This window comes from Mycobacterium sp. 29Ha (genome assembly GCF_032883055.1).
In the GTDB taxonomy this organism is placed as follows: domain Bacteria; phylum Actinomycetota; class Actinomycetes; order Mycobacteriales; family Mycobacteriaceae; genus Mycobacterium; species Mycobacterium gallinarum.
In genome coordinates, this window is record NZ_JAMQTI010000005.1 from 169,770 (window position 1) to 193,962 (window position 24,193).

Annotated in this window: 22 protein-coding genes; 14 read left to right on the forward strand and 8 right to left on the reverse strand. The window is 64.0% G+C overall.

The window, feature by feature from the left end:
* Positions 1 to 9: 9 nt before the first annotated feature.
* Genes M1248_RS08655 through M1248_RS08665 form a run of 3 tightly spaced genes read right to left on the reverse strand, consistent with a single transcriptional unit; the run spans position 10 to position 3,387 of the window.
* Entirely contained in the window at positions 10 to 1,128 is a 1,119-nt protein-coding gene (locus M1248_RS08655; protein WP_163730469.1) for a thiolase family protein, read from the reverse strand.
* Positions 1,125 to 1,364, reverse strand: a complete 240-nt coding sequence (locus M1248_RS08660) for a hypothetical protein (protein ID WP_163730468.1) — start codon at positions 1,362 to 1,364, stop codon at positions 1,125 to 1,127. The genes M1248_RS08655 and M1248_RS08660 overlap by 4 nt, the downstream gene beginning before the upstream one ends.
* A complete protein-coding gene (locus tag M1248_RS08665) occupies positions 1,345 to 3,387 on the reverse strand; it encodes a CoA transferase (protein ID WP_232076163.1) in 2,043 nt (680 codons plus the stop codon). Before M1248_RS08665 ends, M1248_RS08660 begins: the two co-directional genes overlap by 20 nt.
* Positions 3,388 to 3,556: 169 nt before the next feature.
* Between M1248_RS08665 and M1248_RS08670 the strand changes: the two genes are divergently transcribed.
* From M1248_RS08670 to M1248_RS08680, 3 genes are read left to right on the forward strand one after another with little or no spacing between them, the layout of a single operon-like run.
* Positions 3,557 to 4,771: a cytochrome P450 gene (locus M1248_RS08670; protein WP_163730466.1), complete on the forward strand. Its 1,215-nt coding sequence runs from the start codon at positions 3,557 to 3,559 to the stop codon at positions 4,769 to 4,771.
* 28 nt (positions 4,772 to 4,799) lie between these two features.
* A complete protein-coding gene (locus M1248_RS08675) occupies positions 4,800 to 6,020 on the forward strand; it encodes a cytochrome P450 (RefSeq protein ID WP_317148099.1) in 1,221 nt (406 codons plus the stop codon).
* On the forward strand, positions 6,017 to 6,436 hold the full coding sequence (locus M1248_RS08680; protein WP_317148100.1) for a nuclear transport factor 2 family protein: 420 nt from the start codon (positions 6,017 to 6,019) through the stop codon (positions 6,434 to 6,436). The genes M1248_RS08675 and M1248_RS08680 overlap by 4 nt, the downstream gene beginning before the upstream one ends.
* Here the strand turns inward: M1248_RS08680 and M1248_RS08685 are convergent.
* The 3 genes from M1248_RS08685 to M1248_RS08695 are packed head-to-tail and all read right to left on the reverse strand — an operon-like array spanning position 6,420 to position 9,113.
* The gene (locus M1248_RS08685; RefSeq protein WP_317148101.1) at positions 6,420 to 7,496 is read right to left on the reverse strand and encodes an acyl-CoA dehydrogenase family protein; all 1,077 of its coding nucleotides are present in this window, start codon (positions 7,494 to 7,496) and stop codon (positions 6,420 to 6,422) included. The two genes, M1248_RS08680 and M1248_RS08685, sit on opposite strands and share 17 nt — an antisense overlap.
* Positions 7,486 to 8,679 (reverse strand): acyl-CoA dehydrogenase family protein, encoded by a 1,194-nt coding sequence (locus M1248_RS08690; RefSeq protein WP_163730462.1) that lies wholly within the window; start codon positions 8,677 to 8,679, stop codon positions 7,486 to 7,488. The genes M1248_RS08685 and M1248_RS08690 overlap by 11 nt, the downstream gene beginning before the upstream one ends.
* The gene (locus tag M1248_RS08695) at positions 8,676 to 9,113 is read right to left on the reverse strand and encodes an SRPBCC family protein (protein ID WP_163730461.1); all 438 of its coding nucleotides are present in this window, start codon (positions 9,111 to 9,113) and stop codon (positions 8,676 to 8,678) included. Before M1248_RS08695 ends, M1248_RS08690 begins: the two co-directional genes overlap by 4 nt.
* An 87-nt stretch (positions 9,114 to 9,200) precedes the next feature.
* Between M1248_RS08695 and M1248_RS08700 the strand changes: the two genes are divergently transcribed.
* The 7 genes from M1248_RS08700 (at position 9,201) to M1248_RS08730 (ending at position 16,381) form a co-directional block, all read left to right on the forward strand.
* Positions 9,201 to 10,091 carry an enoyl-CoA hydratase/isomerase family protein gene (locus M1248_RS08700; protein ID WP_163730460.1) on the forward strand — a complete coding sequence of 297 codons (891 nt, stop codon included), beginning with the start codon at positions 9,201 to 9,203 and terminating at the stop codon, positions 10,089 to 10,091.
* Positions 10,092 to 10,175: 84 nt separating this feature from the next.
* The gene (locus tag M1248_RS08705) at positions 10,176 to 11,078 is read left to right on the forward strand and encodes an SDR family NAD(P)-dependent oxidoreductase (RefSeq protein WP_163730459.1); all 903 of its coding nucleotides are present in this window, start codon (positions 10,176 to 10,178) and stop codon (positions 11,076 to 11,078) included.
* A 16-nt stretch (positions 11,079 to 11,094) separates the two neighbouring features.
* The gene (locus M1248_RS08710) at positions 11,095 to 12,519 is read left to right on the forward strand and encodes an aromatic ring-hydroxylating dioxygenase subunit alpha (protein WP_317148102.1); all 1,425 of its coding nucleotides are present in this window, start codon (positions 11,095 to 11,097) and stop codon (positions 12,517 to 12,519) included.
* Positions 12,512 to 12,946: a Zn-ribbon domain-containing OB-fold protein gene (locus M1248_RS08715; protein ID WP_163730457.1), complete on the forward strand. Its 435-nt coding sequence runs from the start codon at positions 12,512 to 12,514 to the stop codon at positions 12,944 to 12,946. The genes M1248_RS08710 and M1248_RS08715 overlap by 8 nt, the downstream gene beginning before the upstream one ends.
* Complete coding sequence (locus tag M1248_RS08720) at positions 12,946 to 14,124, forward strand: thiolase family protein (RefSeq protein WP_317148103.1); 1,179 nt, start codon at positions 12,946 to 12,948, stop codon at positions 14,122 to 14,124. Before M1248_RS08715 ends, M1248_RS08720 begins: the two co-directional genes overlap by 1 nt.
* Before the next feature lie 408 nt (positions 14,125 to 14,532).
* Complete coding sequence (locus tag M1248_RS08725; RefSeq protein WP_317148157.1) at positions 14,533 to 15,849, forward strand: amidohydrolase family protein; 1,317 nt, start codon at positions 14,533 to 14,535, stop codon at positions 15,847 to 15,849.
* A gap of 49 nt (positions 15,850 to 15,898) precedes the next feature.
* A complete protein-coding gene (locus M1248_RS08730; protein ID WP_163730453.1) occupies positions 15,899 to 16,381 on the forward strand; it encodes a hypothetical protein in 483 nt (160 codons plus the stop codon).
* Positions 16,382 to 16,430: 49 nt separating this feature from the next.
* Here the strand turns inward: M1248_RS08730 and M1248_RS08735 are convergent, their stop codons facing one another.
* Positions 16,431 to 18,806, reverse strand: a complete 2,376-nt coding sequence (locus M1248_RS08735) for a bifunctional diguanylate cyclase/phosphodiesterase (protein ID WP_317148104.1) — start codon at positions 18,804 to 18,806, stop codon at positions 16,431 to 16,433.
* A gap of 227 nt (positions 18,807 to 19,033) precedes the next feature.
* On the opposite strand from M1248_RS08735, the gene M1248_RS08740 reads away from it, so the two are divergent.
* The 4 genes from M1248_RS08740 to M1248_RS08755 all read left to right on the forward strand — a co-directional run bounded on the left by M1248_RS08740 (position 19,034) and on the right by M1248_RS08755 (position 23,075).
* Positions 19,034 to 19,264 carry a hypothetical protein gene (locus M1248_RS08740; protein ID WP_163730451.1) on the forward strand — a complete coding sequence of 77 codons (231 nt, stop codon included), beginning with the start codon at positions 19,034 to 19,036 and terminating at the stop codon, positions 19,262 to 19,264.
* A 90-nt stretch (positions 19,265 to 19,354) separates the two neighbouring features.
* On the forward strand, positions 19,355 to 21,007 hold the full coding sequence (locus M1248_RS08745; protein WP_317148105.1) for an acyl-CoA synthetase: 1,653 nt from the start codon (positions 19,355 to 19,357) through the stop codon (positions 21,005 to 21,007).
* Positions 21,008 to 21,231: 224 nt separating this feature from the next.
* Positions 21,232 to 22,731 (forward strand): M28 family peptidase, encoded by a 1,500-nt coding sequence (locus M1248_RS08750; RefSeq protein WP_317148106.1) that lies wholly within the window; start codon positions 21,232 to 21,234, stop codon positions 22,729 to 22,731.
* Between the two features lie 89 nt (positions 22,732 to 22,820).
* Positions 22,821 to 23,075, forward strand: coding sequence for a hypothetical protein (locus M1248_RS08755; RefSeq protein WP_317148107.1), 255 nt, complete (start codon positions 22,821 to 22,823; stop codon positions 23,073 to 23,075).
* 195 nt (positions 23,076 to 23,270) lie between these two features.
* On the opposite strand, the gene M1248_RS08760 is transcribed toward M1248_RS08755, so the two are convergent.
* Complete coding sequence (locus M1248_RS08760; RefSeq protein WP_163730448.1) at positions 23,271 to 24,101, reverse strand: lysophospholipid acyltransferase family protein; 831 nt, start codon at positions 24,099 to 24,101, stop codon at positions 23,271 to 23,273.
* Positions 24,102 to 24,193: the final 92 nt, after the last annotated feature.

Below are 24,193 nucleotides of genomic sequence, written 5' to 3' on the forward strand. Positions count from 1 at the left end.
ATCGCCAGTTCAGGCGCGCATCAGCGCCACGACACAGGAGCCGCCGCCGCCGACAGCTTGAGCCATCCCGACTTTTGGCTGTGCCACCTGCCTCGCTCCGGCCTCGCCGCGAAGTTGGGTGACGACTTCTGCGGCCTGAGCCAGGCCGGTCGCTCCAAAGGCGTGGCCGCGGGCGATGCAGCCACCGTCGGTGTTGGTCGGCAGCGTTCCGTCGTGCGCGAGACCACCGGTCTGGGCGAGTGCGGCAACTCCGGCGGAATCGGCCAACCCCATGGCGATGAGTGCGGTGATTTCCTCGCTGGCGCACATGTCGTGCAGTGAAATCACCCCGATATCTGTCGGTTTGATGCCTGCGGTGGTGTATGCCCTCTCGGCGGTCAGCGTCAGTTGCGACGGCGGGCCCACGACGGGCCCGAGGAGCGGCCACGACGGATCGGTTGGCCAACTGGTCTGTTCGACCGCCAACACCGAGACCGATCGCGGACGTGGTTCGCGTGTCACGACAATGGCGGCGGCGCCGTCCACCGAGGCGTGACACATCATCTTCGTCAGCGGCTCCGCCACCATCCGGGCGGCCAGCACGTCGTCCACGGTCACCGGACCGGAGTCCCGTCGTACTGCAAGCGGATTCAACCGGGCCTGGTTGTAGGACTTCGCGGCCACAGCGGCGATCACCTCGGGTCCACAGCGGGCGTCGTACAGCCATCGGGCCGCCTCGATGGCGTAGTGCGTCTGTGCGGGAAAGCGGTCCCAGAACCCAACAGCCGCGGGTACCACACCACCTGGCTCCAAGGCGGTCGTCTTCTCGTAGCCGATAGCGAGGGCGGCCTCGCTTCGGCCTGAGGTGACTGCGGAGATCGCGTGCCGGAGCGCGACCAGGCCGCTCGCCGAGGCGCTTTCGGTTGCGGTAACCGGAATCCCGGTGCGTCCCAACTCGAGTGCAACCTTGATACCGGTCTGCGGTCCAGCTAGTGACGAGGCCGTGAACACCTCACCGATGTCGGTGTAGTCAAGGCCGGAGTCCTGCAGGGCTTGCCGTGCCGCTGTGACGCCAAGTTCGATCAGCGGGACGTCACGGTGTTTTCCGAACTCGGTGACGCCGACACCGGCGAGATGAACGCCGGTCATCGGTCATCCGCCATGAACATCTCGACGGTCTGATCGTCAAAGATGCGATCCACCAACCGTCCCTTCGTCCCAGGCGATGGTCGGGCGCCGTCCACGACCACTTGAAGTCGTTCGGTGCCGCTGTCGACCCACGCCACGCTGTAACCCTCGGCGCCGAAGCCGGGCAGGGGTGACTTCGAGGGAATGAACGTCGACGACCACACGGTCGCCGGGCGATCAGGCGGTGACATCGGCATCGGTGTTCCTCTCGTAGAGGGCGTTCGAACTCCCCAGCGCGGGCGGCGGACTCAACGGAAGCGGACCTTCGCCGGCGAACCGCCAGGGGAGTCCAACCAGTCGTGCCGTTCTCAGATCGGGATCCGGATGGGCGATTTCGGGGAAGAAGCCGCGCTCGTTGAGGTGGCCGTCGTTCACCAGTTCGCCGCCGCTTCGGACCACGGCAGCCGAAATGCCCGCGCCCTGAAGCTTCAGCGCCGCGTCGTCGGCCCGATTGGTGGCGATCAGGGCGCGGACGAACTCGGTGCTGTCGGCTTCGCATTGCGTTCCGGCTAGTTCGACCGCGACCCAGTGGTCGTCGGTCGAGCGGTGGACAAACCGGTGAACGTCGACGGCCGAAGGCGTCTGCTCTGTCGACGCGGCGGCGACGTACTCCGCAATCGTCGACGCGACCACTTCGGCCATGGACAGATCGATCACCGCCCCGCCGGATCGATTTCGGTCCAGCGCCCATGCCGCGATCACCAATGCTCCGACGACCGAGGACAGCGGATCGGCCAGAACGGTACCCAACCGAGCCGGCGACCCGTCGGCGGTGGTGCTCAGCGCCGCCAGACCGCCGTAGCCCTGAACGTTGTTGGCGTACACCCGATATCCAGCCAGTGGTCCATCGGAGCCGAATCCGGACACGCGAAGAGTCAATCGGCCGGTGTCCGCGAGTTCCGCAGGATCCACGCCGAGGCGCTTCAACCGAGACGATCCGACATTCTCGATGAGGACGTCGGAGTCGGCCAGTATCGCGGCGACATCGGCGCCAATGTGCTCCGGGTCGAGCAGCACGCTCTGCTTCGAGTGGTTGGCCACGGCGTAGTACGCGCCGCGCTCGGGGCCGGCGACCCCGTCGGCGAACGGGCCGCTGCGGCGGTAAATGTCCAACCGGTCGGGATCCTCGAGCCGAACGACCGTTGCGCCCATCCCCCCGAGCAACGCCCCGACGATGGGCCCGGCGAGCACGTGGGTGAGTTCGGCGATGCGAAGTCCGGCGATGCCGGTGCCGCGGCCGGTCCCCGGGCGACCGGGTGTCACGGTCCACGGCGGGCCGAGCACGGTGACATCGCGGTCGTCGATTCGTGCGTTCTGCAGCGACGAGCGGTGGGCAAGCTGCGGCGAGTTCAACAGTTCGCCCGGATGGTTGACCGGGGTGGAGGGGACGCCGTTGGCCTGCAACAGCGCGGCGCAGTCCGACTTGTTCTGATTTCTCGTCCACTCGGTGACCCGCGCGTTGATCAGATCGGCATGCTCGATTCGCGCGGATCGTTCGTCGAGGCCCGCCGCCCATTCAGGATCGCCGATGGTCTTTCTCAACTGTTGCCACTGGTGATTCTCCACGGCAGTGATGCGGACGAGTCCGTCCTGGCATTCGAAGACGCCCGAGGGCGCCAGGTAACGTCCGCTGCCGGCGCGGCCGGGACACCGGTACATGGTGTGGGCGCACTCGGGGAGCGCAGCGGTGAAGATCACCGCCTCCTGCGCCGAAACGTCGACCACGACGGCGCCGCCGCTGCGGTTGTGCCGGTCCAATCCGTGCAGTGCCGCCAACGCCGCAACTGCGCCCACGGATTTCGATGCGACGTATCCCGGCGCAGGTACCGGATTACCGTCGGCGTCCTCGATTGTGGCCAGCAGACCGCCGCTAGCCTGCGCGACGATCTCGCCGCCCGGCCGATTGCGATGGCGTCCGTCCATGCCGAAGGGTGTGAGGTTGACGACGACCCCCTCGACGGGTGTGGGCTGTTCGCTTGCGCCGTCGTTGATGACGATGTCGTAGTCGCCGAGGTCGGGTTTCTCGTCGGATCGCAACAACCGCTTTTGCCGATCGAGGACCAGGTCGACGGCGGTCTGTGGACCCGAAGAAGTGTCGATCCGGGGCCCCACGCGGTGCGCTGCCGACAGGGGACGGCGCGCCACGTCGGCGCCGAGGCTGGCCAGTAGGGCCGCGGCCGATGACCCCGCGATACCGTCGCCGAGCTGCAGTACACGCACACCTGACAAGAATCCTGAGGAGGGCACGGCGTCGGTCACCCTTCGTCAGCTACTGAGTGCGGCATGGCTCATTTGTACAATTGAACAACATTCGTTCTATTGATGTCCAACTGCGTCATGTGCAGCCAGTCTTCACACATTCACATATTGTGTTCTATTGTTCAGAGTCATGGCGATAACTTCGGCACCCTCTGACGCCCGCTTCGATGATGCCTCGTTCTATCTGGGCGATCCGAATGCGACGTTTGCGCAACTGCGTGACACCGACCCGGTGCACTGGTACGAGCAGGGGCAGTTCTGGGTCGTGACGAAGTACGACGACATCAAGACCATCTCGGCGCGTCCAGAGAAGTTCAAGTCCGAGCGTATCGCCATCATGATGGACCTTGTCGCGCGTCGGGAGGGCCGCGATCCTCAGGGCTACGGCGCTCGCGGAATCCTGTTCATGGATCCGCCCGAACACCGCGCACATCGCAAGGCAATCGGGGTCCGCTTCACGCCGGGTGCCGTCGCGAAACTCGAGGCGCGCGTGCGTGAGGTGATCGCCACCATCTTCGACGGCCTTCCCGACGGCGAATTCGACTGGATCGAACACGTCGCTGAACCGTTCCCGGTGTATGTCTTCGCCTATCTGTTGGGCGTGCCTGAAGCCGACTGGCCAAAGGTGGCGGGGTGGGCCACGACGATCGCGAAGGTCGGTAGCGGCGTCGCCGACGATGGTGACATGGAGCTGATCTTCGGTGAGGTCGCCCCCTATTTGATGGCACTGGTTGCCGAGCGTGCCAAGGATCCGACCGATGATCTGCTCTCGATGCTCTCGCAGGTGCGCATCGACTCCGAGCCGCTCAACGAGATCCAGGTGATGACCTACGCGCTGACGCTATTGGCGGCGGGCAGTGAAACGACGCAAAGTCTGATCGCTGGTATTGCCGCGTGTTTCGACATGCATCCCGATCAGGCGGAACAAGCGTTCGCGGATCCCGAGGTCGGCAATAATGCGGTCGAGGAGGTGCTGCGCTGGTGGACGCCCGTGATGAGCATGGCGCGCCAAGCGGCACAAGACGTCGAACTGCGTGGCGCCACGATTCGAGAAGGCGACGGGCTTCTTCTCGCCTACGCATCCGCCAACCGGGACGTTGACCATTGGGGACCGACTGCCGAGGAATTCGATGTCCATCGCCAGGACGCTGCGGGGCATCTCGGTTTCGGCGTGGGTGAGCACTTCTGTATGGGGGCAGCACTGGCACGTCGCGAGGCGCGGTTCGTCCTAGACGAGGTGATCAAGCGCGCCAAGGGAATTCGCGTGACGGGAGAGGGCTCGTTGCGGCCGTCCGCCCTGGTGCACACTTACGATCGGCTGCCGGTCACGCTCGATTACCGCTGATCGCCTCTACAGCGAGGGAGCGAAGTCAGTGACCGTCGATCCGGACGTTTCGGGCGTCGAGTTCTTCAGCGACACCACGATCCAAGACCCCTATCCGTACTACGCGCGAATGCGCGAACGTGGCCCGGTTCAGCAGGTCGCCGGCTCAGAGTTCTACGCGGTCTACGGCTGGGAGGCAATCAATGAAGTCATTGGACGCCCCGACGACTTCTCATCAAATCTGACCGCCACGATGACCTATACCCCTGAGAACGGGGTGGGCGCATTCGAAATGGAGGGATTCGGGGGTGCATCCCATGTTCTCGCGACTGCGGACGACCCGATTCACGCCGTCCATCGGAAGATGCTTGTTCCCCAACTCGCCGCCAAACGCATCCGCGCGACAGAGCGATTCGTCGCCGATACCGCTGCACGCCTCTGGCGTGCCGGAAGGACCGACGGGCGGATCGAGTGGATGAGTGCGATGGCCAACCGCCTCCCCATGATGGTGGTAGCCAGGCTGATTGGTGTTCCCGACGACGATGTCGACATGCTCATCAAGTCGGGTTATGCCACAACGCAATTACTCGACGGACTGATCGACGCCGATGGTCTCGCAGCAGCCGGCAATGCGGCAATCGAGCTGAGCGTCTACATCAGCGAGTACTTCGCGCAAGCAGCCAGCGACCCGGGTGACAACCTGCTTGGCGACCTCGCCACCGCGTGCGGGTCGGGAGCGCTCGACGACAACACCGCCCGGGTGATCATGTTGACCCTGTTCAGCGCCGGCGGTGAGTCGACGGCGTCGCTGCTGGGCAGCGCCGTCTGGATTTTGGCAACGCACCCTGACATCCAGCGTCAGCTTCGTGCTGATCCGGTCTTGCTGGGCGCATTCATCGAAGAGTCCTTGAGATTCGAGCCGCCCTTCCGGGGACACTATCGGCACGTGGTCGAGGACACCACCCTTGGCGGCGTCGAACTGGCGGCCGGGAGTCGCTTGTTCTTGTTGTGGGGCGCGGCCAACCGCGATCCTTCGCAATTCGACAGCCCCGATGAGTTCCGACTGGATCGCCCGAAAGGGAAAGGCCACATCACCTTCGGTAAGGGTGCGCACTTCTGTGTCGGAGCAGCGCTCGCTCGCCTCGAAGCCCACATCGTCTTAGAGCTGCTCTTGGAACAGACCGAATGGATCGAGCCTGCCGCGGTGGGGCGTTGGCTCCCGAGCATCTTGGTGCGTCGTCTCGAGCGGCTGGAACTCGCGGTCACATGAGTGGCGACACAGCTCTGATGGTCATCCAGGAGCTCTATCAAGCCAAGGCGAAATACTGCAGGACACTGGATACCAAGAATTGGGAAGCGTTCGCCACAGTGCTCGCGCCGGACGTCAGACTCGATCTCAGTGACGGTAACCCGGACATCGAAGCCATCGTGGGCCGCGACGAGGTCATCGCCGCGATCAGGGAATCAGTGGCAGGCGCCCGAACCGTGCATCAGGTCCACATCCCAGAAGTCGAGATGTCTGGGGATGAAGCCCTAGCCATTTGGCCTGTGCAGGAGCGTGTTCTTTGGGACAACGGGACGTCGTTGACGGCTTTCGGGCACTATCACGATCGTTGGGTTCGCACCGACGGACGCTGGGCGCTCGCCGAGTCGAGACTCACCCACCTCATCATGGACTTCGGTTAGTCGAAATTCTTGAGTCGAGCCAGCGAGCGACGATTGAGCGGTGAAGTGAGCGCGAGCCCAGGTCTGCGGTGCGGCATGCTGCGCGTCGCAGGTAGACGTGCGCGTCGTGCTCCCAGGTGTAGGCGATTCCGCCGAACACCTGGGTAGCTCCTTCGGGTACCCGCCGCAGTGAGTCGACCGCCCAGAACGCGGCCAATGACACCAGTGCTTCGGCGTCGGGATGGTCGAGTTCGCAGGCGTCGGCGGCCCGATTCACCAGTGCGCGAGCGACTTCGACCACCGAGCGCTGGTCAACGAGACGGTGTTTTATCGCCTGCCGGGATCCGATCGGTCGACCGAAAGTAGTCCGCACTTTCGCGTATTCGACCGCGGCGTCGTTGGCGGCCGAAGCGATCCCGATGACTTCCGCAATCGTGGCGAGCCGGTCGCGCATCAGCGCATTGCGGTGGCGGTCGGCGGCATCGGGTCCTGAGCTGATCTGCAGCAGCTCCGCTTCAGCGAGATTGATGCTGCTGGCGGGATTGAGGTCAAGCGGTAATTGTGGCGTCCGCTGCACACCGCCGCCGTCCGCGTCGACGATGCCCAACACGGGTTCTCCGTCGCTCATGGCGATGACGATCAGTCGTTCGGCTACCGCACCGAACGGCACCAGCGGCCAGGTTCCGGTGACTTTGCCGTCGCGCAGTGTCGCGCCCACGTCCTCGAGAACGAGCGTGATGCCCTCGACGCAGCGGTCTGCGCACCACGCCGCGGATGCGACTGAGGCCAGTGGAACCGGCAGGGTAATCGCGCCGGCCGCCTCGGTGAGTACGCACAGTTCACGTATCCCCGCGCCGCCACCGCCGCGGGGCTCGGAAACCAGCACATCGGGCCAGCCCAGTTCGACGATCGTTTTCCATAGGTCCTTGTCGAAAGCCGGTTCGGGACCGTCGAGGAGGCTGCGGGTGCGCTCGACCGTCCACGCGTGACTCAAGATGTCATCCGCGGTGGTGCGCAGCTCGCTGAGCTCCGCCGCCGAGTCGGCCATCTCGGTCAAGGACAGTTCACGGTCACGGGTCACGGGGCAGTCCCAATATTTTCTCGGCGATGACATTCCGCTGTATCTCGGACGTCCCGGCTCCGAACGTCGCAGCGCGCATCAGCAGATAGCTCTTGGCGACGTTGCCCTTCTTCGCTGCACCGGGGGAACCAGCCAACAGCGTGCCCGCCGGACCGGCGAGATCAAGTCCGAAGTTCGCCATCGCCTGGTCGACCTCCGAGGTCAACAGTTTGGCGACTGAGGCCTCGGGTCCTGGGCTCACCCCACGTACGCCTGCGGCGGTCGCCTGAGCGGCGATCTGGCGTAGCGCTTCCACCTGAGCTGTGAAGCGCACCAGCTGGTCGGCTACGTATTCGTCGTCCAACCCGTTGTCGCTGAGCGCATTCGGCTCCCTGGCCATCGATGTCAGAATGGCCAGGCGGCGCTCGATTCGGTGCGTACGGCTCTGGCCCACTCGCTCGTAGCCAAGCGTTGACTTCGCGACCCGCCACCCTTCGTTCAACGGGCCGAGAACGCCGGCGAGCGGCACCCGGACGCTGTCGAAGAAGATCTCGTTGAACTCGGCGTCGCCGGTGATCTGGCGAATGGGACGCACCTCGATACCCTCGACCGCCAGGTCGGCCAGCACATAGCTGATCCCCTCGTGTGGCGGGGCGGCCGGATCCGTTCGAACGAGCAGATAGATCTTGTTGGCGTACTGCGCCTTTGACGTCCACACCTTCTGCCCGCTGATCACCAGCTCGTCACCGTCGATCATGGCTCTCGTCTTCAGAGAGGCGAGATCACTTCCGGCTTCGGGCTCGCTGAAGCCCTGGCACCAGACGTCCTCGGCAGAGAGGATGCGCGGCAGATAATGGGATCGCTGTTCGTCGCTGCCCCACTGGATGATCGTGGGACCGAGCTGATTTATTGCGCTGCGGTTGATCGGCTCAGGAGCGTGTGCAGACGCCATTTCGGCGTTGAAGATCAACTGCTGCACCGGCGTTGCGCTGCGGCCGCCGAATTCTGTCGGCCATGAGATTGCGGCCAGCCCGGACTCGTGGAGACGGCTCTGCCAGGTGCGCATCCGATCCAGCCGGCCGGACTCGCCGCCTTCGCGTGAGCGCAGATCCGGCGTTAGGGCCGCCGCGAGGAAGTCGCGAACCTCGTCGCGGAAAATGCGATCCGATGACGTGAGCGGAACGCCGTAATCGCGTTCGGTCACGTGGCCTCACGGGTCGACGATGCGTCCGCCAGCCAGCCGGCCATCATTCCGTACACTGCCTCGATCGCTTCGCGCGCGGCAGTCTGGTCTGCCTCGGCGGTACCCACAGGGTCGTAGTCGACGCTCCACGTGACCGTCGTTGCGGCATCGCCCGTGGGGCGCACGGAGACGAGGGCGTCGAATCGCTTGACGGGCAGGGGGTTGTTGGCGATCGAGTAGCTCAGCTCCATGCGGTCGGGATCCATGCTCGTCAAGGTTTCTGCAACAGGCGTGGTTCCGCTCCCGTGAATCAAGCGGCGCATGCCGATGCCCTCGCCCTCGACCTCCACCACTCCGGCGACGGGGATCCAGTTGACGTCGGCGAAGTCCGCAACAATCGCCCACACGGTCGCCGGTATCGCGTCGACGTGCTTGGAGATGACGAGTTGCGGCATGCGAAGGAGGATATCATCGATGAAACAAATGATCGGATACTGTCTTAATGTTCAGGTCACTATCGGCTGGCGCGGAGGGGTGAGACTGTGGGCGACGAAAAGGGCAGCGAGTTCGAGGTGGACGAGGACTGGGTCACCTACGAGGTCGTCGAACCGCACATCGCCTGCATCACCATCAACCGGCCCGACCGGCGAAACGCCATCCTGTCGCCGGAGATGCACGCGCTGTTCAAGGATCGGTTGGATACCGCAGAGGCGGACGACGAGGTCAAAGTCGTTGTACTCGTAGCGGCAGGCAAGGACTTCTGCAGCGGTGACGACGTCCGCCGGTTGCCGGTCGAACAGGCAGGGCTGAAGAAAGGTAACAGGCTTCCGCAGACGGCCCGACTGGCTAACGCCCGTCGCCTGCACCGCCACTTCACGAACTGGATGGAGTTCCCCAAGACGGTCATCGCCGCATGCCAGGGGGCTACCTTGGGCGCTGGGATGAATCTGGCCTTGGCCGCGGATATTCTCGTCGTCTCCGACGACATGTACATCGCCAGGCCCCAGGCGCGAATCGGCTTCGCCGGCTTTTCGACCATCATGCCGCTTGCCCTGCTCAAGCTGGGGCCCAACCGCGGATACGAGGCCATGATCACTGGCCGCAAGGTCAAGGCCGCCGAGCTCAAGGAGTGGGGCGTCGCCTCGTCGGTCGTCCCTGCGGGCGGTTTGCGCGACGAGGCCATGCGCTACGCCCGCGCGGTCGCGCACCACTCCGCGGACGGCCTGATGATCGGAAAGCACGCGTTGATCACTTTCTGGAACGCGGTGGGGATGGCCCAGTTCGGTGACTGGGTCCCGATGGGCCACAGCGTGTTCACCAATCTTGCGTGGCGCGACGACGAGTTCAACTTCATGAAGGAGCGTACGACGCGCGGCGGCCGGGAGGCGATGGCCGAGCTCGAGCGCAGGTACACGGAATGGGGCTTCGACTAGATTGTCAAAAGCCTGGTGACAGCTATACAAATTATGTGCATGTGTTCTGTATGCTGGTCGTGACTGATCGATGAGGAGTCGATGATGGGAGTCCTGGACGGACGAAAGGCGCTGGTGACCGGTGCTGGGCGCGGAATCGGAGCGGCCGTTGCCGAGGGGTTGGCAGCCGAAGGGGCCACTGTGATGGTGTCCGATGCCGGCGTCGCGGTCGACGGCAGCGGCCACGATGCGGGTCCGGCCGAAAGTGTCGCCGCCGCGATCAACGAGCGCGGGGGTAAAGCCTTCTCCGACACCACCGACATCACCGATTTCGGCGCCTGCGAGGAGCTGATCAACCGTGCCGCGTCGACGCTGGGCGGATTCGACATCATGGTCAATGCCGCTGGAATCCTTCGCGACAACATGATCTTCAAGATGAGTGAACAGGATTTCGACACCGTCGTTTCGGTTCATTTGAAAGGTACGTTCAACCTGACTCGGCATGCGGCTTCATGGTGGCGGGAGAACCGCGGCGGTCAGTATCGGCTGATCAACTTCACGTCGATGTCCGGTCTGCACGGCGCGCCCAGTCAGCCGAACTACGCCGCGGCCAAGATGGGCATCGTCGGGCTCACCTACTCGTGTGCAAATGCACTCGCCGGTTACGGGGTTCGCAGCAACGCCATCGCTCCGATCGCCGGCACCCGGATGACCCAGGGCATCAAGGGCGGGGGCAGTTTGGACTATTCAGCTGAGAACAAGCGACTGGCGCCGGAAAACGTTGTGCCGCCGGTGATCTACCTGGCCAGCGAACAATCTGAATGGCTCAACCGCCGCATCATCTTCGCGGGTAACGGGCGCATCAGCCTGATGACCAACCCGGTTTTCGAACGCGAGATCGTGTCCGCGTCGGGCACCTGGGACATACCGACAGCGTTCGCCGAGATCGAGGCGTCGTTCAAGGGCTCGGTGTCCCCGAACATCTTCGACAAGCCCCCCGCCAGCTGATCGGAGGCGATGTGCGATGACGACTGTCGACAACGTGGCGCGGGACTCCGCCGGGAAGGTGCCACCCCGGTACGCCTGCGGTGAAACCTTCGTTCCGAAGAGCCGCTACATCGATCCCGAGTTTCTCCAGCTCGAACTCGATCGGCTTTTCACGCAGGTGTGGCAACCCGCCTGCCGCGAGGAAGAGATTCCCGAACCCGGCAACTACTACGAGTACACGATCGGCAGGCAGTCGATCATGGTGGTGCGGCAGAAGGACGCGAGCATCAAAGCGTTCTACAACGCCTGCACGCACCGGGGGATGAAAGTCGTGCGGGGAACGGGCTGCGCCGCCGACGGCGAGCTCCGGTGTGAATTTCACGGGTGGCGGTACGCTTTCGACGGCCGCTCGTCGTTCGTGCCCTCACGCGACGAGTTTCTCAATCGTCCTCGTGAACAGTGGTCGCTTCGGCCGGTAGCAGTAGGGACCTGGGGTGGCTGGGTGTTCGTGAGCATGGCCGAGGACCCGCCGGATCTGCTGGATTGGCTCGATCCCCTGCCGACAGCGCTTGCTCCGTTCCGGTTGCAGGACATGCGTTTCCGCTGGCGCAAGCGCACGTTTCTGCCGGCCAATTACAAAACGGTGATCGACGCCTTCATCGAGGGCTACCATACGCCGGGCACACATCCGCAAACATTGCGCGCGACGCAGGGGCCTCGACCGTCGACCGAACCGGCGCCGCCTCAGGAATTCGTCTACGCGCCCTACACACCGACTATTCCCTACCGCAACCACTCGCGGTTCATCTACACGGCGCGACCCGACAGTGGAGACAAGGACAGCGCGCGCAAGGAGCAGGCGGCCCGCCCGGAGGTCTTCGCGAACTCGATGCAGTACAACTACCTCGAAGTACGGTCGCTGGCCACCGAACGCGATTACCGTGTCGCGCAACAGCTTGCGACTATGGAGCCCAGCGACACACCGCCCTTTGTGCTCTACCACCAGATGTGCGAGGAACTCGCCCTCGCGGAGGGTGTCGATTACCCCAAGATGACCATGGAGCAGTACTTCGCGGGCAATGGAGACTGGCACGTATTTCCAACTCTGGTGATCCTGGTCGAGAAATCGTGCATCCTCGGATATCGGATGCTGCCGGACGCCGACGACCCGAACCGGTGCGTGTTCGAGATGTTCTCATTGGAGCACTTCGCGCCCGGCGAGGTCCCCGAGACCAGTTGGCTGGAATTCGAACGCTGGCAGGACCATGACGGGTGGGGGGAACTTCCGACCCAGGACCTCAAGAACATCGGAGCAATCCACGCCGGCATGCATTCCAACGGTTTCGACGGCCTGTGGCTCAACACCGCGCAGGAAATGTCGATCCGCAACGAACACACGATTGCCGATCGCTTTATCTTCGGTGTCGACGACGCGGCCGACGACGCGGTGCCCGGTGCCTGACGATCGGGCACCCAGCGGCCGACCGCTACCCGCGTTGTCTGCGCTCAACCGTCCGTACTGGACGTCGGGCGCCGAGGGGGTGTGGCGGTTGCAACGGTGCCCCGATTGCGAGCGCATCATTCATCCCCCCGCGCTGCGTTGCCAATTCGACCACGCCACACCGGAATGGGTGGCGATGTCGGGTCGTGGGACAGTGGAGTCCTGGACGGTCAACCACCATCCGTTCTTCCCAGGGATCCCTACGCCCTATGTCATCGCCTTCGTCAACCCGGTCGAAGATCCACGGGCGCGCGTGCTGACCAACCTCGTCGACGTCGCTCCAGACGATGTCGTCGTCGGCATGCCGGTGCGGGTGACCTTCCAGCGTGGTGACGACGGCACAGAAGGGGACGCCGTTCATCTTCCCCTGTTTGCTCCGGACCGCTGATGCACTCGCGTCTGACCAGCGATGTCATCATCAGCGGCATCGGCCAGTCCGACATCGGGCGTCGTCTCGGCCGGGACCCGTTGCAGCTCACCGTCGATGCGTGTCTGGCGGCGGTCGAGGATGCGGGGTTGACGCTGGCCGACATCGACGGCCTCACCACCTACCCTGGTGCGTCAATGGCAGGGAAAGGATTCTCGGGAGCGGGGCTGCGCGAGATCCACGATGCTCTTGGTATTCGGCCGAACTGGGTGGCCGGCGGCGTCGAATACCCCGGCCAGCTCGGCGCCGTCGTCGACGCCATGCTCGCTGTGGCCGGAGGGATGGCCAATCACGTGTTGTGTTGGCGAAGCATCTGGGAGGGAACGGCACAAGGTGCTGACCGTCGTCGCGGCTACGGGGTGGCTGCGGGATCACGGGCGACGGGTCAGTTGGGATGGCAATTGCCATACGGGGCGGCGGCGGCCAACCTCGCTGCCCTCCAGATCCGTTCCCGCATACACCGATTCGGGCTCACCAGGGAACAACTGGGTCAGATCGCGATCGTCGAACGGGCGCACGCCAAACTGAATCCCAAGGCGGTCTACAGCGAGCCGATCGACCTCGACACCTATCTCGATGCTCGTATGGTGTCTGACCCGCTGTGTATGTACGACTGCGACATCGCCTGCGACGGCGCAACGGCATTCGTGGTGTCGCGCGCCGAACACGCGTCGGCCCTCGACCATCCGGGCGTCGTCGTCGAGGCTCTCGATTGCGCCCACCATGACCGCTTCCTCTTTGAAGGCGGCCAGGACATCGGTCGGCTGAACTCTCGGTGGTCGACCATCTGGGACAGGACCGACTTCACGCCTAGTGATGTCGACTATGCGTCGCTCTATGACGGTTTCAGCGTGTTCGTGCTGTGCTTCCTCGAGGATTTCGGATTCTGCGAATACGGCGAATCGGGGGAGTGGGTCGCCGATCCGACGCGCTTCTCGCTGGGCGGCGAGCTGCCGATCAACACCGCAGGCGGCCAACTGTCGGGCGGCCGGCTGCACGGCTTCGGCCACTTACACGAGGCGTGCGTCCAGGTACGCGGTGACGGTGGTGCTCGACAGGTCGACGACGCCGACCTCACCGCATGCGGCGTCGGCGGCGCCAACAGCGGTACGACGATGATGCTGCTCCGGCGAGCATGACGACCGACCGTTTGACAGCCACTTTTGGGTTCAGCGAAGGAAGGTCGTCTTCGTGTCGAGGGCGCCGTCGACCCAATGCCCGTCGATGAGCATTTTCGCCGGAGGCAGCGTCGCCGAGTCGAGCCGGGCGCGGACGGAGAGAGTGGCCATGGGTAGAACACTAGAACAATATCTGTTCAGCCCATTACCTTATTGGCCCGCTCGCTCGTGACGACTGCGAGGATGACGGCCTCACCACAAACGCTGATTGGACGGCTTTTTCGACAAGCGGACAGCGTGGGGCAATGTAGTTGTCATTTGGCGCAATAGAACATAATCTGTCTGAATGTATTGTCAGCTCATTCAACGACTATGCGGCCCGGTGGATGACGTGGCTGCGCGGATGTCCGTGTATGGAGGGACTCTGTGATGGTCGATCCGGCCGATCTGGTCTTGATCAGCGTGGATGACCACACAGTCGAGCCGCCGGATATGTTCGCCAAGCGGGTCCCCGCACGTTATGTGGACGACGCGCCGCGCATAGTCGAAGACGCCGACGGCTCGGTGGCCTGGGTGTATGACGGTATGAAGCTGCCCAACATCGGATTGAATGCGGTCGCGGGCCGTCCCAACGATGAGTGGGGCTTCGAGCCCTCTCGGTTCGAGGACATGCGTAAGGGCTGCTACGACGTGGATGCCCGAGTCGAAGACATGAACGCCAGTGGAGTGCTCGCCTCGGTGTGCTTCCCCTCGTTTCCAACCATCTCGGGTGCGTTGTTCACCTATCGGGGCGACCGTGAAGTCTCGGCGGTGATGGTCAAGGCCTACAACGACTGGCATATCGAGGATTGGTGCGGCGCACATCCCGACCGCTTCATCGCGATGGGAATCCTTCCGCTGTGGGATCCGGTCAAATCCGCAAGCGAAGTACGGCGGCTCGCGTCGCTCGGGTGCCGCGCGGTTACGGTGCCCCAGCACGTCGGCAATTACGGCCAACCGCCATGGCAGGACCCCCACTGGGACGTCTTGTGGGAAGCCATTTGTGAGAACAACACGGTGGTCAACATCCACATCGGGACGGGCGGAGGAATGCCGGTGCCCTCGGATCAGACCAGCTATCTCGCCTACAATTCGATGCTGGTTTTGGACACCGGACGGTTCACCGCTGACCTTCTGTTCTCCCGCGTCGTCAAGGAGTTCCCGACCATCAAGTTCGCTCTGTCGGAGGGCGGTATCGGGTGGATTCCGTTCCTACTGGAGCGATTCGAGGATATCTATGGTCGGCAGCGTGCATGGACCGGTGACGACCTCGGAGATGGCAACACCCCTACCGACGTCTTTCGTCGAAACTTCCTGTCCTGCTTCATCCGTGACCGGGTTGGCATCGAGAACCGGCACCGTATCGGCGTCGAGACCATCTGCTGGGAAATGGATTACCCGCATTCGGACTCGAGTTGGCCTGATGCCCCGGAACAACTCGCGAAGGAGCTCGAGGGGTGCAGTCCCGATGAAATCGAGGCAATCTGCTGGCGAAACGCGGCGAACGCGTTTGGCTATACCGGCGTCGAACGGCTCGGCCGGGATAAGTGCACCGTCGCTGCGCTGCGCGCAGAAGTCGCGGACATGGATTTGTCGACCCCCAAAGTTGATGCCGGTCGCATCCCCAAGCCGGGTACGCAGGCGCTCACGTATGGCGAGATGCGCGAGCGGATGGCGACGATAATGACCGGTGGCAGATCCTCGTAGCAGAATGCGGTGCATAGCTGATTCAGCGGTCAGATACGCCTTGGGCGTCATGGCGCAGAGCGCCTCGGACGCGGTGCAATGCGCCGGCGGCTCCATATTTGACTGGGCGGCAGCTGGGTGGGATGTGACGGTGTACGCACCGGACGTTATCTGTTCGCGCGCAATCGATATCGTCGGCGCGCGATGCGGTGACCTCCAAACGCTGCTGAATCAGGATGCGTCTTTGCCAAAGGTTCTCGTCATCACGACGGGCCTTCACGCGGCGAATAACCGGGTGAAGGAGTGCGTTGAGTACGCCGTGAAGAGGCAGGTTGCCGAGGTCGTATTCGTCGACGCGCGCGCGCACGATGCTGCTGACGGTGATGCTCTCTCTCGCGTTCTGGGTTCCGCGGCCCGTGCATTCAAACAGCACGCAATCCACGCATCAGGTGTGCAGATCGATGTGATCGATCCCAGCGAACATTTCTGTCGGCCGGCAGACGTGGGATCGGAACACCTTCTGAACTCTCTGTGTGTGACGCGGCCTGCGTGACCGGTGTGGTCACCAACATCGCCAGTGGCCAAGTAGTCAACCGGAGCTGTTACGGCTGTATCGAGCGCTCGTCGAATTGTGCGTGCGCGGCCAGTGTTGTCGCCCGCTCGGCTATCGGCGTGCGCTGCGCAGACAACATGCGTTGCAGCGCGTCAGCCGTCACCGGCGGGCTGTAGTAGTAGCCCTGCGCGACCTCACAGCCGTAGCTGATGAGCAGGTCCGCGGTCGCTGAGTTCTCGACACCCTCGGCGACGCACACCATGCCCAGTTCCCGTGTCAACTCGATGACTTTGCGGACGATTATCGCCGCGGGTGGATCCTCCGAGATCGGTGCGACCAGGTTCCGGTCGAGTTTGAGCTCGTCGATGGGCAACTGGATCAGGTAGTTCAAAGCCGAGTAGCCACTTCCGAAATCATCGAGGGCGACTTGAATGCCGAATTCGTGCAACCGAATCAGGACCTCACGCGCACGCTCCGGATTACTCAGCACCAGTTCCTCGGTGATCTCCACTGTCACGTGATCGAACGGAAGATGGCGGTCGGCCATCACCCCGGCGACCGTCGACGCCAGGCTGAGCTCGTTCAGTGACGGCGGAAAAAGGTTGATGGCGAACGGAACTGGGAATCCCATCGCGTGCCATGCGACGGCGTCGTCGGCCGCTCGGTGCAGTACCAGCTCTGTCAGTGCTCCCATCAACCCGTTCTGTCGTGCGATCGGCAGGAACTGGTCCGGCAGCAGGGTGCCCAACCGTGGATGCGGCCAGCGCACCAAAGCCTCCACACCAATGATCCGCCCGGTGACCATGTGGAACTTCGGTTGGTACTCGGCAGACAGGGCGCCATCGCTTATCGCCGTGCGTAATTCGCTCAACAGCCGCATGCCGCCCACCCGTGCGTCGTGAGCACCGGCGCTGCACGGCGGTCCTATCTCCTCGCTGTCAACCAGCTTCATGTCCTCGTTGAACGTCGCGATCCCCCCGGTACGGGTGCGCTTGGCCGAGTACAGTGCCACATTGGCCCGCTTGAGCAACTCCTCGGACGTCAACCCAGTCGTGACGGTCCGGTTCAGCTCCGCCAGTCCGGCGCTCGGCCGCACGTCGATCGACTGATCGCCGACCGAGAATTCGGTGTCGAACACCTCCAGGATGCGTTCGGCCGCAGTCATGGCCGGCTCGACGCCGCCTTCGAGCAGTACCGCGAACTGGTCGCCGCCGAGCCGCGCCACGGTGTCGCCGGTACGCACGCTGCGCTGTAGACGCTCCGCGGCCTCGATCAACACTGCGTCGCCCACGGGATGACCCAGGCTGTCATTGATCAGTTTGAAGTCGTCCAAATCCAGTGAGAGCACGGCGACGTCGCGACCGTCGCGCGCGTGCATGGCCACGGCGTGCGCCAGCCGGTCGCCGAACAGCACTCGGTTGGCCAACGACGTCAGTGGATCGCGCAGTGCCTGATCGGTGACCGTGTCCAGCAGCCGCCGATTTTCGGCCACGAACAGCACCTGCCGCACCAACACTGTTGCCATCAACAGCAGCAACGCTGCAAATACCGGGCCGGTGTTCTTACCGCCGAACAGGTACCACACGCTGGGGACGACCGCGACCAGCAGCGGCACGTACGGCACCCACACCGCCACCCGCGTTGCGTCGTGTGAATCGACGACATGCCAGCGCGCCTGAGCCGCCACCAGCGCGGCAGCGGCCATCAGCATCACCCCGCCCGTCCACAGGATGTCGATGTAGTTGCCGCTCAGGTAAGCGCCGTTGATGCTGAGGTACACGTACACGCTGTCGGCGATGGCCACCGCCGCGATGCCGGCCGCCAGCAGACTGATCGTGACCCGTTGGTCCGGGCCGGCACGGGACAGCATGAGCGCCGCCATCGTGAACAACGCCACGTCAGCCAGCGGGTAGAACAGCGACAGCGCGAACGACAACGGATCCGTTCCACCCGCCGCTACGACGTCGTCCAGACCCGACACCCACGCCAGCGCGAAGAACGACACCGCCAACAGGAGCCCGTCGAGGAACAACCGGGCGACCGTGACGCGAGCATTGCCGGTCGGCAGCACCACCAGCACGAAGAGCGCGCAGACGTAAAACGACAGATAGCCCAGATCGGCCAGTGACGGGAACGGCACCTCCGCCTCGAGTTCGAGCTCATAGATCGCCCAGATCGCGTCGCCGACGAACCAGCTGGCCAGCCCGGCTGCCAGGGCTACCCACGCCGTGCGCTGCCGGCCCGAGGTGGACGCGACGGCCAGCAGGACGCAGACGACCGCCAAGGCCTCGGCCACCAGAGCGCCCAGATCGCTGACAACGGTGAGCACGCCAGGGCCGCCCCAGCCGAACATTAGCCACGACGCGTAACCGAGAAGGTAGATCGCGCCAATCCACGCGATCAGCCGAACTCTCGGTCGCTCCACGTAAACCCCCAGGTTGCGGGATTGGCCAACGATAGCAACGGCCAGCCAATCACACTGCTGAACCGCATTTGCCAGAATCCCGCTCGTGGGTCGGTTTTGTGCGGTCGCGGTTAGCTCACGCTCGCGCAGCGGTGTGACGTCGATGCGTCGTCCAACCTGGAAAGTTTCAGAGGATTTCCCTACAAAACGCTTCGGATTTACTCAGGCGGCGAACGCACAGTGGTCCTATGACCAACTCGATGGCAGTGCGGCGCACGGCACTCGCCGCAGCTTTCGGCGCCATACTGACCGGCGTCCTCCTCATCAGTAACGAGATGGTGCATTCGGTGGCCTCGATCGCCGTCTTCGCGACCGCGGTCGCCGTCATCGGCGCCGCCGTCATCGGTTGGGAGCACGTCATCGCCAACGCGGAGTCGATGGGCCTGGTCGCCGGACGCGAGAGCGAGCCCCACCTCTGACTCGGCGCTTGGCATTCGCCGTGCAGGTACAGATTCGACATTAACTTGTGCCTGTTACTGTGCTCGCAAAACACATGGTGAGGAGGCCCGATGGCTGATGTGCTGAGCGGCATTCGGCAGAGGTTGCAGCACGTGTCCGAGGCGGGAAGGGCGGCCAAACGGCTCATCGACACCGGAATCATCGACCTCACGGACCTTCGCGGCGGCGCCGAGACCGCTAAGCTCGCTCGCGTCTACGGCCCGCAGGCCACGATGGCCATCCAGGGTGGACGCAAGTACGCGAACCTGCCGGCGGTTGTCGACGAGCGCGGGACGCTGACCTATAAGCAGGTCGACGATCAGTCCTGGGCCCTGGCGCACGGGTTACAGAGACTCGGCGTCTCCGCGGGCTCGGTCGTCGGCGTGCTGTGCCGCGACCACCGAGGACTCGTCATCACCATGGCCGCGTGCGGCAAGGTCGGCGCTCGGATGGTGCTGATGAACACCGGCTTCGCCAAGCCCCAGTTCGCCGAGGTGTGCGAACGCGAGCATGTGACCGTTGTGCTGCACGACAGTGAGTTCCTCGGTCTGCTCGACGCGCTTCCCCCCGATCTGCCGCGTGTGCTGACGTGGGTGGACGACGGTGCAGACGTGCCCGCCGGGGCGCAGATGCTCGACGACATCATCGCGGCGAACTCCACGGCCCCGCTGCCTCCGCCGAGTAAGGCGGGCGGGTCGGTGATCCTCACCAGCGGGACGACCGGCCTGCCCAAGGGTGCGCCTCGTGAGGCGGTCTCCCCGCTTGCGACCGCCCAGATCGTCGACCGAATCCCGTTCCCGCGCAAGGGAACCATGGTCATCGTGTCGCCCATCTTCCACAGCACCGGATGGGCCACCTACACCGTCGGTGCGGCCCTGGGCAACAAAGTCGTGACAGCCCGACGCTTCAAGGCGGAGAACACGTTGAAGCTCATCGCCGACCACAGGGCCGACATGCTCGTCGCGGTCCCGACGATGCTGCACCGGATGGTCGAGCTACCGCCCGACGTCATCGCCAAGTACGACACGTCATCGTTGAAGGTGATCCTGATCGCCGGGTCGGCGTTGAGCCCCGACCTGTCCAACCGCGTCCAGGACACCTTCGGCGACGTGCTGTACAACATGTACGGCTCCACCGAATGTGCCATCGCCACGGTCGCAACCCCTGCCGAACTGCGCGCGGCCCCCGGCACCGCGGGCCGCGCTCCAGTGACCTGTGAGGTGGTGTTGTACGACGAGCACGACCAACGGGTCGAGGGTGCCAATCGCCGCGGCCGGATCTTCATCCGCAACGGGGCACCGTTCTCCGGATACACCGATGGTCGCAACAAGCAGATCCTCGACGGCTACATGTCAAGCGGCGACATGGGTCATTTCACCGAGAGCGGACTGCTGTTCGTGGACGGCCGCGACGACGACATGATCGTGTCCGGCGGCGAGAACGTCTTCCCACAGGAAGTCGAGAATCTGCTGGAAGAGCGCGACGACATCGCCGAGGTGGCCGTGGTCGGGGTCGATGACGTGGAGTTCGGAAAGCGGTTGCGCGCCTTCATTGTTTCCGAGCCCGGCGCCGAGCTGGACGGCACAGAGGTCAAGCAGTATGTGAAGGACAACCTGGCGCGGCACAAGGTGCCCCGCGACGTGGTCTTCATCGACGAGCTACCCCGCAACGCCACCGGAAAGCTGCTGCGCAGAGTGTTGGTCGACATGGATATCGAGGCCTGACTCCACCCGCGCAGAAGGCCTTGCTGCCACTTTTCTGCCCGACAGTGCGCTCACGGTCGGGGCAGCGTTGCCGTTTGGTTGCCCGGGTTCGCCGCGACCGTGTGGTATTTCGGCGCCGCTGTGGCGTTGCTCGGCGTGGGCCGGACCCAAACCCCGATGAACGAGGACTGATGCAGCTGCCGAAGCGACTGCGGTGGGTCACCTCTCGCCCTTAGCATTCGGGCATGGTCAATCGGGGGCGACGTGCGTTCGTGGTGGGTGCGGCAATCACGGCACTGGTTGCCGTCGGTGGCTGCGGGCGCGGTCAAGGGGAAGTGGCGCCGGCGAGCAGCGCGGCCGAGTACGCACAAGATCTCCAGTCGAAGGTCACCCTGGATGCCACGATGGTGCATCTGGAGGAACTCCAGAAGATCGCCGATGCCAACGGCGGCACCCGCGTCGCCGGTTCCCCCGGCTATGACGCCAGTGTCGAGTATGTGGCTAAGATGCTGCGCGACAAGGGGTTCGATGTCGACACACCTGAGTTTGCGATGACCGTCTTCTCCGTAGACAAGGAGTCGCTGAGCGTCAACGGGAAACCCTTCGAGGCGCACGCCATCGAATACAGCGGCGCCAGTCCTGCAGGGGGCGCTACGGGACGATTTGTGGTGGTCTCCGGGGACGGACACCTGGGATGTGAAGCCAGGGACTACAACGACCTGGACGTCACAGGTGCGGTCGTGATGGTGGACAGGGGCGACTGCGAACTGGCCGACAAGGCCGGCGTAGCGACCGAACGTGGGGCCGTCGCACTCGTCATCGCGAACGACGTCGAAGAGAAGGAGTTCAGCGGTGTCATGGACGAGAGCGATGAGATCAAGATTCCGGTGCTGAGCGTGAACAAAGCCGACGGCGACAAACTCCGATCCCAAAGCGGGACAGCGACCGCCATCGCCGACGCCAAAGTCGAGCAGATCAAGACACGCAACGTAATCGCCCAGACCAAGACCGGAGCCACGGACAACGTCGTCATGGTCGGTGCACACCTCGACAGCGTCAAAGAGGGCCCGGGCATCAACGACAACGGAACAGGCGTGGCCACGGTGCTGGAGACGGCGCTGCAGATGGGCCCGTCGCCAGAAGTGGCGAACGCGGTGCGATTCGGGTTCTGGGGAGGCGAGGAACAAGGGCTGTTCGGGTCATACGACTATGTCCGATCACTAGACGTTGAAGCACTGAAAGACATTGCGCTGTACCTGAACTTCGACATGATGGCCTCACCCAACACGTGCTACTTCACCTCCGACGCTGACGGGTCCCTGCCGCCGGACCTCGAGCTCGGCTACGATCAGCTGATCCCCGAGGGCTCACCCGGGATAGAACGCACCCTGGACGACATCGTCGAGAGCGCAGGCAAGACGCCGCAGGATCTGCCGTTCGACGGCCGCAGCGATTACGACGGGTTCATGCTGGCGGGGATTCCGGCAGGCAACTTCGACACCGGCTCCGACACCATCAAGTCGCCAGAGCAGGTCGAACTGTGGGGCGGTACCGCCGATCAGCAGTGCGACCCGAATTACCACACCGCCGAGGACACGATCGAGAACATCGACCGTGACGTGCTGGCGCTCAGCGGCGGGGTGATCGCCCATGTCGTCGGTCTCTACGCCCAAGACGAAGGCGGACGCAACGGAGTCCCGGCTCGCGACGACCGCACCCGCCACCCCTTGCCCGACGAGGAGTAGACCACCTCCCTGAGGACAATGCGCAGAAATGCGACATTGCGCGTTGCGCAGCTTGTGCGTTGACGCTCGCCGGTCATTCGATGGGCGACATGACGGCGCTGGAGTACCTCGGACGTCCCGCTGCCGATCGACCGGTCGAGCCGAGTGGGCTCGTCCTGATCGCAACGGCGGCGGGCAGGCTCGCCGAGCGCGGCCTCGCCGCATCGATCGCCGGTGCCGTGCACACGCACCTTCCGTTCGCAGGGCACATGCGGCCTCAGGAGGCATCGCATGCTGTCAGCGCCGCCATCGACCTTGCGATGGCCGGAACACCTTGCGCGGAGGACGGACTCGCGGTCGCGTAGAGCGTGCCTATGCTGGTAGGTGTCGTCCAAGTCGTTGCGGATCGCTGCCGTGCTCTTCGCGGCGATCGCCGTCTTCGCAGGTGTACTTCAATCGGTCGCGTTCGTCGTCTCTGACTATGGATTGCGCCACCTGATACTCGCCATCTTCGCGCTGTCTGTTGGGTTCAGTGTGTTGATCGCCGTGCTTCGCGCTGGTCAATCCGGGCGATAGACCGCTCGACCGTGTGTGCGCTGGTACTCGCCCAGCGCCGCGACCATGTCTGCACACCGGTTCGCGATGGCAAGGTGTGCCTCGGGATCGTCTGTTTTCCAGCGTAGGTCGGCAGCATCCACGGGATCGCCGAACACGACATCGACGGGGTACTCGTCGCGGCGGAGCCAATTCCGGTACGTCTCTCGTAGGAGATCGTTGTCGATGCCGAGGACGAAGATCGGCAACACCTTCACTCCCGCCCCCGCGCGTTGGATGACTTCGCCGACGCCGGGGCGCACGGGCAGGAATTGGTACGGATCGCCGCCGCGCTGCCTCGTGCCCTCGGGATGGAAGCCGACCAGCCTGCCGGGCACCTGGAGTTCTGAGACGATGCGCGCGACGGCGTACTGGTTGAACGTGCGCTTCGCGGGATCGCGCAGGACAGGCGGAAACATCGCCATGCCACTCATCAGGAAGTTGACGGCGACGCCGGCGGGGTTGTCGTAGAAGAACGCCGACCGGACCGGGAACAGGATGCGGCTGGACAGCTGAGTCGACTGGAAGATGATGTGCATGACGGTGAAGTAGTCGAAGAAAGACCGGTGATTCGCCACCATCACCACTCGATCGGAACCGTTGAGGCCCGCGATGCGCTCGAGGCCGTACGCGCGGATACGACGCGCTGCCGTGATTTGCAGCACCACCACCATGAATGTGCGGTTCCAGAAGCGCGCGAACAGTCCGAATCGACGGTTGAAGATGTCCGCGAAGCGGAAGGCGAAGCGCTCCATGCGCGACAGCGGAGCCAGTTGCTCGGACGTGGCTTGGAGCACGGTTTCTCCACTGAGGTGAGGTGGCGTTGCTCGCCAGTCGTTAGCTATCCGGCGAGTATCGCACGCGACGGACGGCGGTGCGCAACTTCGCG